Genomic DNA, 15,700 nt, shown 5'->3' with positions numbered 1-15,700 from the left:
TGGGACCGCTCCCTGTTACGGCACGTGCATGGTTGCCTGTCGGGTCCTGTGCACGGTGGTGCCACGCTGTTGGTCGACTGCGCCTCCTGGAGACACTGCGCACCCTGATATCCGGGTACGAGGCGCTCGCCCGGGAGGCGACGCCACGGAATGCCGAGACGACCTGCCGGCAGAGACCCCTGCGCGCTGTCCCCGTTCACCGCGCAGGACTTCCCCAGATCGCTCACCCTCCCCGGCACCGCCCGGCAAGACGGATGGTCACCCCACCGAACCGCGGGCCTGCAGGATCCCTTCGACGCCCTCCATGAACGTCTCCGTGATCAGTCCAGGGTCAGAGAGGCATCCCGCGGCCATGGCTCCGTCCCGGAGCATGACGAAGTGCCGTCCAGCCGCCTCGGCGGGCGCGTCACCGACGTGTGCCAGCAAGTCGGTGACGGTGTCCAGGAACCACTTCCGGTGCGCGAGAACGGCCTGGTGGATCGGGTGCGCCGGATCGGGGTACTCGGCCGCGGCGTTGAGGAAGGCGCAGCCGCGGAAGCCCTCCGACCGGATGCCCTCGGCGATGGCGCGACCGACCGCCCGCACCTTGTCGTCCGGGGTTCGAGCAGCCTCCTGGGCGTCCGACAACTGCGCCCGGATGCCCTGGTCGGCCGCCGCGAGGTAGGCGAGGACGAGGTCCTCCTTGCCGGAGAAGTGGCGGTACAGGGTCGCCCGGGTCACCTTCGCCTCCTCGATGATCCGGTCCACGCCGACGGAGTGGATCCCCTCCGCGTAGAAGATCCGCACCGCCGTCCCGAGCAGCCGCGCTCGCGCCTCGGACGTACTGCCCGCCTGTGTCTTCCGCTTCATGGCCACCACCCTACAACCGAGGGAGAACGTTCGGTCTTGACAGGTGGATGTCGGCACCCAATGATGAAAAGAGACCGAACGTTCTCCCTCGTCATGGAAGGGATTCACCATGGACACCGTCGTCAGCCGGCCCACTCCCACCGCCCAGTCCGAGCACCCGGCGGCTCTGCGCAAGCTGTATCTCCTGCGCTTCGCGTTCGCCGCCGCCTGGGCGGCCCTGCTGTTCTCGACGGCCGACGCACTGGGCCCGCTCAGCGGGACGCTGCTGGTGCTCTACCCCCCTCTTCGACGCGGCCTGTGCAGTGGTCGACCTGAGGTCGACCCGGAAGGCCGACGGTGCGGCCAAGAGGCTGTGGGTGAACATCGCGCTCAGCGTCCTCACCGGCATCGCACTGACCGTCGCGCTCACTTCCGGCATCCCGGCCGTCCTGCGGGTCTGGGGCGTCTGGGCCGTCACGGCAGGCATCACGCAGTTCGCCGTGGGTCTGGTGCGGCGCCGCATGGGCGGACAGTGGCCGATGATCGTGAGCGGAGCCATCTCCACCCTCGCCGGCGCGAGCTTCGTCCTCCAAGCCGGCAAGGACGGCGCCACGCTCACGAATCTCGCCGGGTACGCCTTCCTCGGCGGCCTCTTCTTCCTCGCCTCCGCGCTGCGCCTCAACTCCACGCACCGGAACGGCTGAACACCGTCGACGCGGACTCTCCGTTCGACGAGCCGACGCGAGACGCGGACGCTCGCACCACTTGTCGCACGGGCATCGCGTTCCGCGCGACACCTGCCGATCGCCCGCCGCCCCACCCGGTCCCAGCATTCGGCCGAGACCCGCCGATCGCCTCGGGGAGATCCATGAAGCAGTAGCAGGCGACGCCGCTGCCCGCCGTCGCGGGCGAGTCGCCCAAGCGCTGGTGTGGGAGCAGCACTACTGGCCCGGCCGTCGCGGTAGAGCACTGTGCAGTTCCCCCGGACTCACCGGGGAAAGACCAACCGCCACCGTTCGGTGGGCCGACGATCCGGGGCTCGATCGGATGTTCGGCCACGGTGTCGCCGGTGAACGCGTCCTGGGCCGCTGCCAGTGATCCGGTGCCGGTGATCAGGTGCTCTTCGTGCTCACCTCGTGGGTGAGCACGAACCCGAGCGCGGCCGCCCACGGCAGGTGCAGCGGTCCCCGCGAGGAGCGGGTCCGTGCCGTGCCGAAAGGCGGCCGTTCCGTCATCGTGCCGTCGTCTTGTGCGGTGATTTCACGTTAGCACCTCGTGACACACGCCCGCCGCGGTCAGAGTTCGCGCCGGAAGGTAACTCGGTCCAAGGAGGGGCCGTCGTAGTCGGTGATGGGGGCGGAGGGGACGAAGCCGAGAGCACGGTGGAAGGCGATGGAACGGTCGTTCTGCGGGGAGGTGATGGCCTTGACGCTGGTGCGGCCGTTGGCACGGGCCATGTCGAAGAACCGCTCGTAGAGGAAGCGGCCCAGCCCGGTGCGTCGCCGGTCGGGGGCCACTCCGGTGAAGTGGATGTACGCCTCGTGCGGGTTGGAGGGAGAGAGGAAGCCGATGACGAAGCCCGCCAGCTCGCCGTCGTGCTCGGCCACCAGGCTGGTGTCGTAGAAGTGGTTCACGAACACCCGGGTCAGGTCGCGGGAGGCGGGCCGGCCCCACCAGTCGTCGACCACCGCGACGACGGTGTCGAAGTCCTGCGGCACCGCGGCGCGCGTCGTGAAGGGGTCCAGTGTGCGCACTTCCGGCGCGCCGAGCTTCCTGCGGAACACCACCCGGTCCTGGCCCGGACCGTCGTAGTCGCTGTGCACGGGGATTTCGTCCACCGTGCGGTCGCCCGTGTCCGGTTCGAAGCCCAGGGCCCGGTGGAAGGCGATGGATCCGGTGTTCTGCGGCGAGGTGATCGCGCGCACCTCGGTGCGTCCCGCCGCTGCCGCGCGTTCGAAGAAGGCGGTGTAGAGCCGGCGGGCCACTCCCCGCTTGCGCAGTTCGGGGTCCACGCCGACGAAGTGGACGTACGCCTCGTGCGCGTGGTCGGCGGAGTGGAAGCCCACGAGGAACGCCCGGATCCCGTTCTCGTCCTCCAGGACCAGACTGGTGTGCGCGAAGTGCTGGAGGAACAGCCGGGGCAGCAGCAGCGAGAGCTCCCGCGCCTGTTCGGGGGTGCGGCTGTCGCCCCACCACTGCTGTACGCACCGTACGAGTGTCGGGTAGTCGGCCGTCCGGGCCGGGCGTACGTCCTGCATGTGCTGCCTCTCTGTCGGAAGTCGTCGAAGTCGTCGAAGTCGGGGCTGCGTTATTTCTGGGGCGGTGTGTCGCTGCCCTTGTCCCGGCCGCCGTCCGGGATCACCGGGAGGGTCACCTTCGAGGGATGCGCGGCGTCGTGCAGCACCGTCTGCCGTGCGGTGCGCGTCCGGGTCGTCTCGCCAAGCGTGCTGCCGGTGTTGGGGTTCGGGTCGAACTGCGGGTAGTCGCTGGAGGAGATGTCGAGCCGGATCCGGTGGCCCTTCTTGAAGACGTTACTGGTCGGCCACACCTTGATGGTGTATTCGTACACCTTGCCCGGGACGATCGGCTTCGGATCGCTGAGCGACTCGCGGTAACTGGCGCGCAGGATACCGCTGTTGAGGTTCACCGCCGTGTTGTCGGGGTGGACGTCGATCAGCTTGGCGGTCCAGTCGGTGTCCGGGGCCGTCGACCTGGCGTACAGCTTGACCGTGATGGGGCCCGTGACCTCGGTGTCCTTGGTCAGCGGGGTGCTCGTGTAGACGGCGATGTCGGGGCGCTGCTCGATCTGCTGCTGGTCGTAGGGGCCCTGGGTACTGATGGCCGCTGTGCAGCAGGAGTGTCCGCCGACGCTGGGCACCGGGTTGCGCGGGTCGTAGGTGTACTCGTCGGGCGGGGTGTTCGCCGGGGGCGGGGCCGTGGACAGTGTGCCGTCCTGGGTGTTTCCCGCGGCGTGGCCGGTGCTGGAGAGGTAGTAGTCGCTCCAGCGGGTCTGCGGGAGCGGCCAGGAGGGTGCGGTGCGCCATCGGTTGGCGCCCATGACGAAGTAGTCCACGCCGTTCTTCTTGACGCCGTTGTCCTTGCCCTTGAGATGGTGGTCCCACCAGGCGAGCATCATCTCGTTGGCGGGGCTGTTGCCGACCGGGCCGATCTGCTGGAGCAGCGGGGCGGGCCTGCTGCTCGGGCGGCCCCAGCCGGTGTGGTCCCAGGGGCCGATGACCAGCCGTTGGTTCGCGCGGGTCCCGGGCGAGCCGCCGCGCTCGGTCATGCCCTGGTAGTTCTGGATGGAGCCGTCCAGGAAGGCGTCGTACCAGCCCGCGTAGTTGAGGACCGGGATGTCGACCTTCTCGTAGTCCTCCTTGGGTGCCCACCGGCGCCAGTAGTCGTCGTAGGTGGGGTGCTTCAGCCAGTCGAAGAAGTACGGGGCGACCTTCGGATCGCCGGGGTGCAGGGCCGCCAGGCGGTTGTAGGGGGTGGTGGCCAGCCACTTGCTGACGTCCTTGTAGTCCCGGTTGACCTGGTGGTAGGTGTCCCAGTCGCCGCGGTTGGCGGCGGCGGAGGGGACGATCTTGCGCATGGCCCACGGGAGGACGAAGTTCAGCCGGAACGCGCCGCCTTCGTAGGTCCATCCGTCGTAGTAGTCGGCGGAGGTCTTGTCGGGCACGATCGTCCTCAGGTGCGGCGGGCGTTCCTGGGCCGCCAGCCACTGGGTGGCGCCCACGTAGGAGGAGCCGTACATGCCCACCCTGCCGTTGGAGCCGGGGAGGCGGGCCGCCCATTCCACGCTGTCGTAGCCGTCGTCGGCCTCGTGGGCGAACTCGTAGAAGTCGCCGTCCGAGGCGTACTGGCCGCGGACGTCCTGCACCACGACGAGGTAGCAGTGCGAGGCGAACCACTGGGGTGACTGGTAGCTGGAGGGCTGGACCTCGGCCTCTTTCTTGTCGTACTGGGTCCGCATGAGGATGACCGGGACCTTCTCCTCGGTGCGCGGCCGGTAGACGTCCGCGCGCAGCACGGTACCGTCCCGCATGCGCGCGCCGACGTCCTTGGTGCCGGCGACCTCGCACGGCCCCTTGCCGGTACTGGGGGGCCAGGTGCCGTCGTCGGGGGCCGGGCTCGGGGCGGCCGGGGAGGCGGTGTCCCGGGCGGCCTCGGCGCGGGTTTCGGAGGCGGTCAGGGCCAGGGGGCTCAGCGCCAGTGCGCAGGCCGTGGCGAGCACCAGCGTGGTCCTTCGGGGCCGCCGTGCGCTCCGGTTCACTGTCCGGCCTCCCCGCTCGTAGCGGCGTGGCCGCCCGGGGCGCCGCTCCCGTGCAGCAGGTCGGGGCCGATGTCCGCGATCTTCGTGCAGCCGGTCAGGCCCATCGTCAGGTCGAAGTCCGCGAGTAGGCCGCGTACGACGTGCTCGACGCCCGCGGCGCCGCCCAGGGCCAGGCCGTAGACGTACGGGCGGCCCAGGAGCACGGCCCGTGCGCCCAGGGCGAGCGCCTTGAACACGTCGGAGCCGCCGCGGATGCCGGAGTCGAAGAGCACCTCCGTCTCGGCGCCGACCTCCGCGACCACGTCGACCAGCGCGTCCAGGGCGGCCACCGCCCCGTCCACCTGCCGTCCGCCGTGGTTGGAGACCACGATGCCGTCCATGCCGGCCCGTACCGCCCGGCGCGCGTCCTGCGGGTGCACGATGCCCTTCAGCACGATCGGCCCGTCCCAGTGCTCCCGGAGGAAGCCCAGCTCGTCCCAGGTGTGCGCCTCGCCGCTGAAGATCGGCAGCCACTGCATCGCCGCGCCCTGCGGGTCCTCCTCGACGGGCCGCTCCAGGCGGGAGCGGAAGACCGGGTCGGACAGCGGGATGGCCACTCCGCCGCCGCGCAGGAACGGCAGGTACGCCTGGTCCAGGTCGTGCGGGCGCCAGGCGAGCTGCCAGGTGTCCAGCGTGACGACCAGGGCCGTGTATCCGGCCGCGCGGGCGCGCCCCAGGATGCTGGCGGTCACCTCGTCGTCGTGCGGCCAGTACAGCTGGAACCAGCGCTGTCCTTCTGCCCCGTTGGCCTCGGCGACCTCTTCGATGGTGTGCGAGGACGCGGTGCTCAGCGCCATCGGCAGGCCGGTGGCGGCGGCGGCGCGCGCGGTGGCCAGCTCGCCGTCCGGGTGGACCAGGGACTGCACGCCGATCGGGGCGAGCACGAGGGGGGCGGCCAGCTCTTCGCCCAGCACGGTGGTGCGCAGGTCCCGGGCGGTGGCGTCGCGCAGCATCCGCGGCACGATGCGGTGCCGGTCGAAGGCTGCGCGGTTGGCGCGGGCCGTGGCGCCGGAGCCGGCGGCTCCGGCGATGTACCAGTACTCCTTGGGGCCGATGCGTTCGCGGGCCACGTCCTCCAGGGCGCCGAAGTCGGTCGTGAAAGGCGGGATCTCGTCCTGGAGCCCCCTCGTGTAGATCTGGAACTGGTAGTCGGCGTAGCCGCGTTCCGGTGCGGTCATGTGCTGATGTGCTCCTTCCGTTCGTCCTGCTCGCGGGTCCGGGTGGCGGACCGCGCCGTCTCCGTGTGCGCTCCTTGTCACCCGTGGCCGGTCGGCGGTGCGCCCGCTCACGGCCCGGTCAGCTGCCGCAGGGTGCTGCGGTAGGCCGTGGCCAGCCCTTGAAGGAAGGCGGCGGACACCCGGCCGGGACGGCCCGCGAGGACCACCTCGGCGCCGCCCGCTCCGTCGGGCCACACCTCCGCCTCCAGCTCGTGCACCGTCCGGGGTTCGCTCTCGCGCACTGTCTCGGCCGTACAGCCCTCCAGGACCAGGTGACCCGGCGCGGTCTCCTGGAGCGCGAACATCGTCTGGAAGAGCGGGTGGCGGGACCGGTCCCGCGCCGGGTCCGCGGCCAGCTGGACCACCTCCTCGAACGGCACGTCCTGGGCGGCCAGTGCGGCCTGGATGCCCTCAAGGAGCCGGGACAGCGCGCCCGTTGTGCCGTCGCACGCCGGACGCATGCGGAAGCAGACGACGTCGATGAGGCAGCCGACGGCGTCGGCGGTGTCCGGGTGGTAGCGCTTGGCCACGGGTGCGCCCACCGCCAGGTCGCGTTGCCCGGTCTGCGAACCGAGGGCCTCCGCGTAGGCCGCCAGCAGCACCGCGAACCGGGTGCTGCCGCCGCGCCTGGCCCGCTCCTCCAGCGCCGTGTACTCGGTGGCCGGGAGGGAGAAGCGGGCCGAGGGGGCCGTCTCGGCCGGGGTGAGCGTCGGGGTCTCGCCGTCCGGGAGTGCCTCGCCGTCCGGGAGTGCCTCGGCGGGCGGGAGGTCCAGCGGCGGTAGTCCGGTCAACTCTGCTGTCCAGTAAGCACGTTGGGCTTCCAGCGTGGCCTCGTTCACCTGGGAGCGGTGGCCCGCCAGGACGGCCGCGAGGGGTACGGGGCGCGGGGTGCCAGGCGCGCTGCCGTGGAGCCTGGCCGCGTAGGCCGCCGACAGGTCGTCGGCCAGCGGCCGTACGGATCCGCCGTCGAAGGCGATGTGGTGCACGACGATGCCCAGCAGCCAGCCGTCTTCCTTCAACGGCGCCACCGCACAACGCCAGTTGGCCCCGGCGCCGATGTCCAGCGGCAGGTCGAGGGTGGCGCGCAGGCCGGCGAGGGCAGCCGCGTGATCCGGGGCCGGGTCCAGGACGTGTACGTCCACGGAGGTGGGCGGTCCGTCCAGCACCGCCACCGGGCGGCGGTCGAAGACGTAGCGGGCGTGCAGCGACTGGTGGCGCCGGTGCACGTCGTTTGCCACCGCCCGGAACACCCGCGGGTCGAAGTCTCCGGTCACCCGCCACAGGAGGACGCAGTGCGCCGAGGTGCCGGCGGGGTCGAGCTGCTGCTCGAACAGGAAGCCGCTCTGTACGGGGAGCAGTTCCAGCGGGCCCGTGTGCGCGGGCTCCCCCGGCGCCCCTTCTCCCGGCGTCGCCGCGGGCTCCTTCTGCCGCGCCTCGATCCAGTGCGCGAGTGCGTGCACGGTCGGGTCCGCGACCAGGACGGAGGCCGGTACGGGGAAACCCGTGCGAGCGCCGATGCGGACGCACAGCCGGGCGCCGTCCAGCGAGGTGCCGCCCAGCTCGAAGAACGAGGTGTCGCGGGGGACCTCGTCCGGGGCCGTGCGCAGGATCTCCGCGAAGGCGGCGGCCACTTGGCCCGCCGCGGGACCGGTTTCGGGGGCGGTGGGCGGGTGCGGGTGTGCTGCGGTGCGCGGCCGGGCCGCTTCCGTGCGCGCCATGACGGTCGCCAGCAGCGCGGCGGTGTCGATCTTCCCCGTCTCGGTCAGCGGGAAGGCGTCCACGGCGGCCAGTGCCCGTGGCACCAGGTACTCCGGGAGCTGCCCGGCGAGGGCTTCGCGCACCGTCTCCTCGGGGACCCGGCCCGCGTCCTCGCGCACCGTGTACGCGGCGGCCAGCCCCACACAGCCGCCGTCCGTCATCTGCGGGACGACCACGCAGCGGAGCACCCCCGGCACCCGGGCCGCCCTGGCCTCCACCTCGCCCGGCTCGATGCGGTGTCCGCGCACCTTGATCTGGCGGTCGCGGCGGCCCGCGTAGTGCAGCGTCCCGTCGGCGGAGTGGAAGCCCAGGTCGCCGGTGCGGTAGATCCGGCGTGCGGTGCCGTCATTCGCGGTGATCTCGGCGAAGGCGCGGGCGGTCTGTTCGGGGTCGGCGAGATAGCCGCGGGCCAGTCCTGCGCCCGCGACACAGATCTCGCCGGTGGCGCCGGGCCCGACTGGACTCAACTCCTCGTCCAGGACGAACACTTCGGTGCGGCCGACCGGTCGGCCCACCGGGATCTGCGCTCCGGGGACCCCGTCGACGTCGGCGGCCGAGATGCGGTGGGTGGTGGCGAAGACCGTGGTCTCGACGGGTCCGTAGCCGTTCACCAGGGCGATGCGGGGGTGTGCCCGCAGGAAGCGGCGGACGTGGTCGGGCGAGAGGCGTTCGCCGCCCACCATGAGCTGCCGCAGCCCCTGGAAGCAGCCCGGGTCCTCCTCCACGAACAGGTGGAAGAGCGAGGCGGTGAGCCACAGTGTGTTCACGCCCGCCCGGCGCACCAGGTCGCGCAGGCCGTCCGCCGTCAGGTAGGGCTCGTCCACCAGCACGGACGTACCGCCGTTCAGCAGCGCTCCCCACAGTTCCAGGGAGGCGCCGTCCCAGGGCAGCGGGGCGGCCTGCGGCCAGACCGTGCCGGGGCCGAGGTCCGCGAAGGGGGCCGTCGGGTCCGGCCCCGTCGTCGGCGCGTTCGTCGGCCCCGGCTTCGGCTCCGTCGTCGGCACCGGCTTCGGCCCCGTCGGCCCGAACAGCCGTACCGTTCCCGCGTGCGGGGAGAGCACGCCCTTGGGGCGGCCGGTGCTGCCCGAGGTGAAGAAGACGCAGCAGGTGTCCGTCTCCTGTACGGATACGGGCTCGAGGGGCGCGGCGGGACAGGTGGCGGCGGCCTCGGCGAGATCCGTGGCGGGGGTCCACACCGGGACCTGCGGGCCGCTCGCACCGCCAGCCACGGGTGCGTGCGTCGGGTCCGCGGCGATCAGCGGGGCGTTCGCCTGCCGCGTCAGTTCACTGATCCGGGCCGTAGGCCAGCGAGGGTCCAGGGCGGCGTAGGCGGCGCCGAGTTTGAGGACGGCCAGGAGCGTCGCCACGCACTGCGGGGAGCGCGGCATCAGCACCGGCACGATGTCCCCCGCGCGCACGCCCGCCGCGGCGAGCGAGGCCGCGTAGGCGTCGGAGGCCCGGTCCAGTGTCCGGTAGCTCACGGTCCGCTCCCGGTGGAGCAGGGCGGTGGCCTGCGGGTGTTCCGCTGCCCGCCGCCGGAAGACCTCGTGAACCAGTGTCATCACACACCCCCGGTTCCCAGCCGCTGCGGCCGGTCGTCGTTCTCGTACTGATCGCTGTTCCCGAGGGCGCCGGGCACGGTCGGGTTCCCGGGGGCGCCCGGTACGGCCGGGGCCTCCAGGACGTCCGGCACGGCCGAGTCCTCGAAGGCGAGCGCCACCGCGGGCCGTGCGCCGTCCTCCGGCGGGCCGAGCCGCCCCCATCGCAGCGCCGCCCCGATGCACGCCAGGCAGCCCGCGCCCAGGACCACGGACAGCAGCCAGGGCTGTCCGCCGGTGAGCAGCCAGCCGCCCAGCAGCGGGCCCAGGACCAGGCCCGTGGACATGGCTGCGGAGTAGGCGCCGTTGTACCGGCCGCGCACCCGGTCGTCGGCGAGGGTGTTGACCAGGGTGGGCAGCGCGACGGCCAGCAGCGCCTCCCCTACGGCGAACACTGCCAGCGCGGCGATCGTCAGCGTGGCCTGCGCCGCCGTGCCTTCGCTCGTGGTGGCCAGCAGGAGCAGCAGCCAGCACCCGGTCCAGCTGGCCGAAGTCCCGGCGAGCAGGACGGCGGGCCTGGTCCGGGAGATCCGGGTCACCGCCGTGAACTGGATCAGCACGACGCAGCACGTGTTGGCCACGAACGCCCACGCCATGATCCGGGCGTCCATGCCGCCGACCGCCACCAGCCCGGGGATGCTGGACTCCAGCTGTCCGTACCCCACCACCATCAGGACGACGGTGAGGGCCAGCACCTTGAGCAGCGCACGGTCCCCCAGGACGACGCCGTAGCCGCGGGGCCCGGACCCGGGTTCCGCCGCGGCCGCCGCCGTCTCCTTCGGCTGCCGTCCCAGCGCGAGGACGAGGGCGGCTCCGGCCAGTACGAACGACAACGCGTCGCAGAAGTAGAGCAGTTGGAAGCGGGCCGGGTCGGCGGTGGAGGCGAGGAGCCCGCCGAGTACGCCGCCGATTCCCACGCCCGCGTTGAGCCCGACGAACTGCAGCCCGAACGCGGTGGAGCGGGTCTCCCCCTCCGTGCTCCTGGCGATGGCGGTGTTCCAGACGGAGAGCATCGCTCCGTAGGCCAGTCCGTAGACCAGCCCGGCGAGCACCGCCCCCCAGGCCTCGGTGACCAGGGCGAAGGAGGCGGTGCCCAGGGCGGCGGCGCCCATCGCGGCGGCGGCCGTGCCGCGCAGCGAGCGGTTGTCGGCCAGCCGTCCGGCCAGCAGGCCGCCCAGCAGTGAGGCCACCGCGATCACCGAGATGACGGCGGTGGCGACGCCCACGGGCAGCCCGCGCACCCGGGTCAGGTACAGGACCAGGAAAGGCTGCACCAGCCCGGTGCCCACCGAGCTGATCATGTTGGCGCCCATCACCGCCCGGGTGCGCAAGGGGAGTTGCCGCAGTGCGGCAACCGACTGGATCTTCACGGCCGGGCGGTCTCCAGATCCCCGGGCCCCGCGGCCGTCACCGCGGCACCGACGGCCCGCAGCGAGGCGTCGGCCAGCAGGGCGCTCAGCGCCACCGGGGCGCCGAACTCCTCGCGCAGCCTCTGCACCAGGCTCATCGCCTGGAGGGACGTGCCGCCCAGGCCGAAGAAGTCGTCCTCGGGGCCGAGTTCCTTCCCGGCGTCCAGATCCAGGATCTCCCGCCAGATTCCGGCGACCCTCTCCTCTACCGTCGGCATGCTTTCCTTCCTCCAGGGGGTGTCACGGGTCGGAGCATTACCGCGGCGACGTGCGCCGCGCTCGAACCCAGCAGTACGACGGGGGACGGCGAGTCGCCCCCGGCCGTACGGTCGGCGAGATTGATCAGTGGGTCGCTGCCCAGGCAGTGCGCGGTGCGCGGGACGTTGTCCAGGTACAGCTGCTGTTCGGTGATTCCGGCCTCGCTCAGGAACATCCGCAGGGTGTCCCTGGAGAGGTTGCTGGGCAGCACCGCGCCGGCTCCCAGCTCTCGGGCGGTCAGCCCCGTGGCCTCCCACAGGTCGGCGAACACTCCTTGGTAGGCGGCGAGTTGTGCGGCCAACCGCCGTGCGGGCGGTACCGGTTCGAAGGTTTCGTGGGCGATCCTGCGGGCTCCGCCGAGCACTTCCCAGCCGTGCCGTCGCGACGAGACGACGGCCGCCGCTGCCCCGTCGCCCGCGACCGCCGCGCCACCGAGCACCACCCTGCCGCCCGGCAGTACCGTGCGCACCAGGTCCCCGGAGACCACCAGGACGGTGCCGCAGGCGCCGGACCTCACCAGGGACGCCGCGACGTCGAGTGCGGCGACGGCGGTGGAGCAGTCGGCCAGGCCCAGCGTCAACGGGTAGGCGCGGCGCAGTCCGAGCCCGCCCAGCAGCTCCATGACGGCCTGCCGGGACGGGCCGGCGGAGGAGCCGGAGGCAGGCCGGCCCGGCGGGCCGTCGACGGGCAGCGACTCGGTGGCGAGCAGCACGGTGTCCACGGCCGCCGGGTCCGTCCCGGCAGCCTCCAGGGCTCCTCGTGCGGCCGGGCCGATGAGGCCGAGGATGTCGCCCTCGGCCTCCCGGTACTCGACGAAGCCGGTGCCGGGGTCGGGTGGCCCGGCAGCGTACTCGGGGAGTTCGGCGACCTTTCTGCGGATCGCGCCCAACTGCGCGGCGCAGCCGTGCACATGGGCCGCCGTCGCGGCGCTCACCCCGGTCCCTCCCCGTCCGGTCCCACCGCGGGCAGCGGGCGTGCGCCCAGCAGTACGGCCGCCAGGTGGGAGATGCCCGCGCCGAGGAGGACCAGCCGGTCCTCGGCGCGGTCCTGCGCCGCCGGTCCGCCGGTCTTCGCCTCCGCGAGCCGGTCGGCGAGGTTGATCAGTGGGTCGCTGCCCAGGCAGTGCGCGATCCGGCCGACGTTGCCCAGGGCGAGCGCGGCGCTGCCGTAGCCGACGTCGGAGAGGTAGGTCATCAGCACGTTGCGCGCGAAGTTGCTGGGCAGGACGGCCCGTACCTCGTCGGGCCGGAAGGGGTGGCGGTGCTCCAGGCGGGTGAACAGTTCGCGGTACGCGGCGATCCTGGCTGCCAGTTGCTGCCGCGGGGGCTGTCCCTGGGCGGGGTCGGAGGCCGCGTGGTGGGCCATGCCCAGCACCGGCAGCCCGGCCGCGGTGGCCGACACCAGGGCGGTGGCCGCGGCGTCGCTCGCGATGGCCGCGCCGCCCGCGACGATCCGTTCGCCGCCGGTGGCGTGGTCGGCCAGGTCGCCGGAGACGACCAGGACGTGGCGGGCGCTGCCGTCCCTGACCAGGGAGGCCGCGGTGCCCACGGCGGCCATGGCGGTGGCACAGTCCATCAGGCCGAGCGTGCTCGCGGTGGCCCGGGACAGCCCGGCCTCCGCGAGGAGTTCGGCGACGTCCCGGTGGGCGGTGCGGTCGCGCGGCAGCGAGTCGGTGGCCAGCAGCACCAGGTCGACCTCGTCGCCCGGCACTCCGGCTTCGCCCAGGGTGCGCTGGGCGGCGGCCGCCATCAGCTCCCCCACCGGCGCGTCCGACCAGCGGTAGGTGTCGAAGCCGGCGGCGGGTGCGGTCAGTGAGGCCGCCGCCTCGGGGTCGGCGAGCAGCTCGGGGAGCTCGGTGACCGGGTCGGCGTACTCGCCCAGTTCGTAGGCGGGGGCGCTCAGCCGTGCGGTGATCACTCCTGGCTCCCGTCGCCGTCCGGCGCCCCGGCCGACGTCTCGGCCAGTGCGGTGAACCGCTCGGTGAGGCGGCGTGCGGTGGCCGCGTCGTACAGTTCCTCGTCGTACTCCAGCCAGCCCCGCGTGCCGTCCGGTCCCGGGTAGACGGCCAGGGTCAGGTCGAAGCGGGTGGTGCCCTTGTCCAGGTCGCGGGTGTCCGCGCGGGCGCCCTGGATCTCCCGGCCGCCCTCCCCGAGGTTGTCGAAGACGAAGACCGCGTCCAGGAGGGGGTGGGTGCCCGGCACCCGGGGGCGCTCCGCGTCCGCGGCGATCAGCTCGCCCGGGTGGGCGGCGTGCTTCAGTGCGGCCCTGGTGGCCGTGCGGGCGGCGCGGGTACGGGCCCGGTGCGAGCCGTCGCCCGCCTCCCGCAGCCGCACCGGCAGCACGTTGAGCAGGTAGCCGACCGTCTCGGAGGTGCCGGGCCGGTCGCGGCCCGCGGTGAACGTGCCGAGCAGCACGTCCTGGCGTCCGCCGAACTCGGCCAGCGCGGCCCAGGCCACGGCCAGCCACCCGGTGTACGCGGTGGCCGCCTCGCGCTGCGCCGCCGCGGCGATCGCCTCGGTGACGGCGCGGGACACCGCGAACTCCACCCGTCCGCCCCGGCGCCCGGTCCCTTGGGCGGGGCGCGGCCGGTCGGTGGGCAGTGGCGGCGGCGCGTCGGCTACCTCACCGGCCCAGTATGCGGCGGCTTTCCGGCCCGCCGGGCCTTCGAGCCACTCCCCCTGTTCCCTGGCGAAGCCGCTGAAGGCGGGCGCGGCGGCGGGTGCGGTGTTTTCGGGGCGGGCCAGCTCGTCCAGCAGCAGCTCGAAGGACCACGCGTCGAAGACCAGGTTGTGCACCACGACCAGCAGCCAGGACTCGTCGGGCGTCGGCCCCTCGGCGAGGGTGACCCGCAGCAGCGGTCCCGCCGTCAGGTCGAAGGGCTCGGCGGCCAGTTCCAGGGCCAGCCGGTGCGCCTCGTCGGCTCCGGTGACGCGGGTGCGGGCCAGCCGGGGCGGCAGGTGCTCGTGGACCACGGGCCTGATGCCGCTGCCGTGCACCTCGAAGGTGGTCCGCAACGCCTCGTGCCGGTCCGCGAAGCCGCGGACGCGCCCGGCGAGCAGGTCGAGGTCCGCGGGGCCGCCGGTGAGGTGCACGGCCTGGCAGACCACGTCCACCGCCCTGCCCGGCAGCCGCTGCTGGGTCTGCCACAGCCGAAGCTGACCGGAGGTCAACTGACTCTGTACGTGGCGAACTTGGCGTCTGACCCGGTCGCGCAGGCGGGCCCGCTGACCGGGGGTCAGGGCGGCGATCCGGGCGGCGAGGTCGGCACGGGAGAGGGCGGCGGTCATGCGTAGCGCCTCCGGAGTTCGTTGAGGTGGCTGAGGCTCTGTACGACGAGGTCCTCGTCGACCCCGAAGTCGATCAGGCAGGCGACCTCGTTGACGCCCATGCCGGCGAAGCGGTCGACCACGGCCGCGCAGGAGTCCGGGGTGCCGAGCAGCGCACCCTTCTCGAAGTACTTGTCGAAGGCGAACCTGATCAGTTCGTCCTGGTCGTCGGAGGAGATGTCGCGGACGCCCGCGCCCGGTGCGAGGTTCTTCTTCTGCGAGTCGATGACGGTGAAGAAGGAGCGCAGGTAGTCGCTGAAGGGCGGCCAGACGGTCTCCCTGACCTCCTCCAGGTCGGTGCCGATGAAGGTGTGCAGCATCAGCGTGACCGTGGTGCTCTCCGGGTCGTGCCCGTAGTCCTCCAGGGTCTTGTAGTAGAGGGCGAGCTTCTCCTCCAGTTCCTCGTTGGTCATGTCGATGAGCGCGGTCAGTACGTTGCAGCCCAGGCGGCCGGCCGTCTCGAAGGTCTCCGGGCTCTTGGTGCAGGTGAGCCAGATGGGGAGTTCGGGCTGGACGGGCTGCGGGTGCAGTTCCACCTCCACGTGGTTGCCCAGGCCGTCCTGCACGTAGACCGGTGCTCCCTCCCACAGCTCGCGGATGGTGCCCACGGCGTCGAAGGTGCGCTGCCTGCGGTCGGTCCAGCCGTCCGGCCTGATCGCGAAGTCCAGCGGGCTGAAGCCGGTGGCCAGGGCGATTCCGGCGCGTCCCCGGGAGAGGTTGTCGACCACCGCCCACTCCTCCGCGACCCGGATCGGGCTGTGCAGCGGAAGGATGACGCTGCCCGCCCTGATCTGCAGGCGCTGGGTGTGCATGGCCAGGGCGGCGCCGAGCACCGAGGGGTTGGGGTAGAGGCCGCCGAACCGGTGGAAGTGCCGCTCCGGGGTCCAGATCGCGGTGAAGCCGTTCTCGTCGGCGTAGCGGGCCGCGTCGAGGACGAAGCGGTATTTGTTCTTCTCGTCCCCGGAGAAGAAGATCAAGCTGAAGTCCACGG

At 72.6% G+C, this 15,700-nt stretch carries 12 protein-coding genes and 1 pseudogene; 1 reads left to right on the top strand and 12 read right to left on the bottom strand.

Annotation, left to right across the window (positions count from 1 at the left end):
• Positions 1-258: 258 nt before the first annotated feature.
• Positions 259-849 (bottom strand): TetR/AcrR family transcriptional regulator, encoded by a 591-nt coding sequence (locus ACFYVL_RS40820; RefSeq protein WP_389254461.1) that lies wholly within the window; start codon positions 847-849, stop codon positions 259-261.
• Between the two features lie 109 nt (positions 850-958).
• On the opposite strand from ACFYVL_RS40820, the pseudogene ACFYVL_RS40815 reads away from it, so the two are divergent.
• Positions 959-1,532: pseudogene (locus tag ACFYVL_RS40815) on the top strand (hypothetical protein).
• 408 nt (positions 1,533-1,940) lie between these two features.
• On the opposite strand, the gene ACFYVL_RS40810 reads toward ACFYVL_RS40815, so the two are convergent.
• The 11 genes from ACFYVL_RS40810 to ACFYVL_RS40760 all read right to left on the bottom strand — a co-directional run bounded on the left by ACFYVL_RS40810 (position 1,941) and on the right by ACFYVL_RS40760 (position 15,698).
• On the bottom strand, positions 1,941-2,063 hold the full coding sequence (locus tag ACFYVL_RS40810; RefSeq protein ID WP_389254459.1) for a hypothetical protein: 123 nt from the start codon (positions 2,061-2,063) through the stop codon (positions 1,941-1,943).
• A gap of 60 nt (positions 2,064-2,123) precedes the next feature.
• Positions 2,124-3,140, bottom strand: a complete 1,017-nt coding sequence (locus ACFYVL_RS40805) for a GNAT family N-acetyltransferase (protein ID WP_389254527.1) — start codon at positions 3,138-3,140, stop codon at positions 2,124-2,126.
• Positions 3,137-5,065: a CocE/NonD family hydrolase gene (locus tag ACFYVL_RS40800; protein ID WP_389254457.1), complete on the bottom strand. Its 1,929-nt coding sequence runs from the start codon at positions 5,063-5,065 to the stop codon at positions 3,137-3,139. Before ACFYVL_RS40800 ends, ACFYVL_RS40805 begins: the two co-directional genes overlap by 4 nt.
• A gap of 35 nt (positions 5,066-5,100) precedes the next feature.
• Complete coding sequence (locus ACFYVL_RS40795) at positions 5,101-6,321, bottom strand: alpha-hydroxy-acid oxidizing protein (protein ID WP_389254455.1); 1,221 nt, start codon at positions 6,319-6,321, stop codon at positions 5,101-5,103.
• A gap of 107 nt (positions 6,322-6,428) precedes the next feature.
• Entirely contained in the window at positions 6,429-9,680 is a 3,252-nt protein-coding gene (locus ACFYVL_RS40790) for an AMP-binding protein (protein WP_389254453.1), read from the bottom strand.
• Positions 9,680-11,086, bottom strand: a complete 1,407-nt coding sequence (locus tag ACFYVL_RS40785) for an MFS transporter (protein WP_389254450.1) — start codon at positions 11,084-11,086, stop codon at positions 9,680-9,682. The genes ACFYVL_RS40790 and ACFYVL_RS40785 overlap by 1 nt, the downstream gene beginning before the upstream one ends.
• Positions 11,083-11,343: an acyl carrier protein gene (locus tag ACFYVL_RS40780; protein ID WP_389254448.1), complete on the bottom strand. Its 261-nt coding sequence runs from the start codon at positions 11,341-11,343 to the stop codon at positions 11,083-11,085. The genes ACFYVL_RS40785 and ACFYVL_RS40780 overlap by 4 nt, the downstream gene beginning before the upstream one ends.
• Complete coding sequence (locus ACFYVL_RS40775; RefSeq protein ID WP_389254446.1) at positions 11,331-12,317, bottom strand: acyl carrier protein; 987 nt, start codon at positions 12,315-12,317, stop codon at positions 11,331-11,333. The genes ACFYVL_RS40780 and ACFYVL_RS40775 overlap by 13 nt, the downstream gene beginning before the upstream one ends.
• Positions 12,314-13,300, bottom strand: a complete 987-nt coding sequence (locus ACFYVL_RS40770; protein WP_389254444.1) for an acyl carrier protein — start codon at positions 13,298-13,300, stop codon at positions 12,314-12,316. Before ACFYVL_RS40770 ends, ACFYVL_RS40775 begins: the two co-directional genes overlap by 4 nt.
• A complete protein-coding gene (locus tag ACFYVL_RS40765) occupies positions 13,297-14,670 on the bottom strand; it encodes a condensation domain-containing protein (protein ID WP_389254442.1) in 1,374 nt (457 codons plus the stop codon). Before ACFYVL_RS40765 ends, ACFYVL_RS40770 begins: the two co-directional genes overlap by 4 nt.
• Entirely contained in the window at positions 14,667-15,698 is a 1,032-nt protein-coding gene (locus tag ACFYVL_RS40760) for a MupA/Atu3671 family FMN-dependent luciferase-like monooxygenase (protein WP_389254440.1), read from the bottom strand. The genes ACFYVL_RS40765 and ACFYVL_RS40760 overlap by 4 nt, the downstream gene beginning before the upstream one ends.
• Between the last annotated feature and the right edge of the window lie 2 nt (positions 15,699-15,700).

The sequence above is a fragment of the Streptomyces sp. NPDC004111 genome (assembly GCF_042874215.1).
Lineage (GTDB): Bacteria > Actinomycetota > Actinomycetes > Streptomycetales > Streptomycetaceae > Streptomyces.
Note: the sequence above shows the minus strand (reverse complement) of the source record. Positions and strands in the feature narration are given on the sequence as shown.

Bases quoted from the DNA above. Each gene is read 5' to 3' on its own strand.
- ACFYVL_RS40820 (WP_389254461.1), bottom strand. From the start codon at position 849: ATGAAGCGGAAGACACAGGCGGGCAGTACGTCCGAGGCGCGAGCGCGG.
- ACFYVL_RS40795 (WP_389254455.1), bottom strand. From the start codon at position 6,321: ATGACCGCACCGGAACGCGGCTACGCCGACTACCAGTTCCAGATCTAC.
- ACFYVL_RS40790 (WP_389254453.1), bottom strand. From the start codon at position 9,680: ATGACACTGGTTCACGAGGTCTTCCGGCGGCGGGCAGCGGAACACCCG.
- ACFYVL_RS40765 (WP_389254442.1), bottom strand. From the start codon at position 14,670: ATGACCGCCGCCCTCTCCCGTGCCGACCTCGCCGCCCGGATCGCCGCC.
- ACFYVL_RS40810 (WP_389254459.1), bottom strand. From the start codon at position 2,063: ATGACGGAACGGCCGCCTTTCGGCACGGCACGGACCCGCTCCTCGCGG.
- ACFYVL_RS40780 (WP_389254448.1), bottom strand. From the start codon at position 11,343: ATGCCGACGGTAGAGGAGAGGGTCGCCGGAATCTGGCGGGAGATCCTG.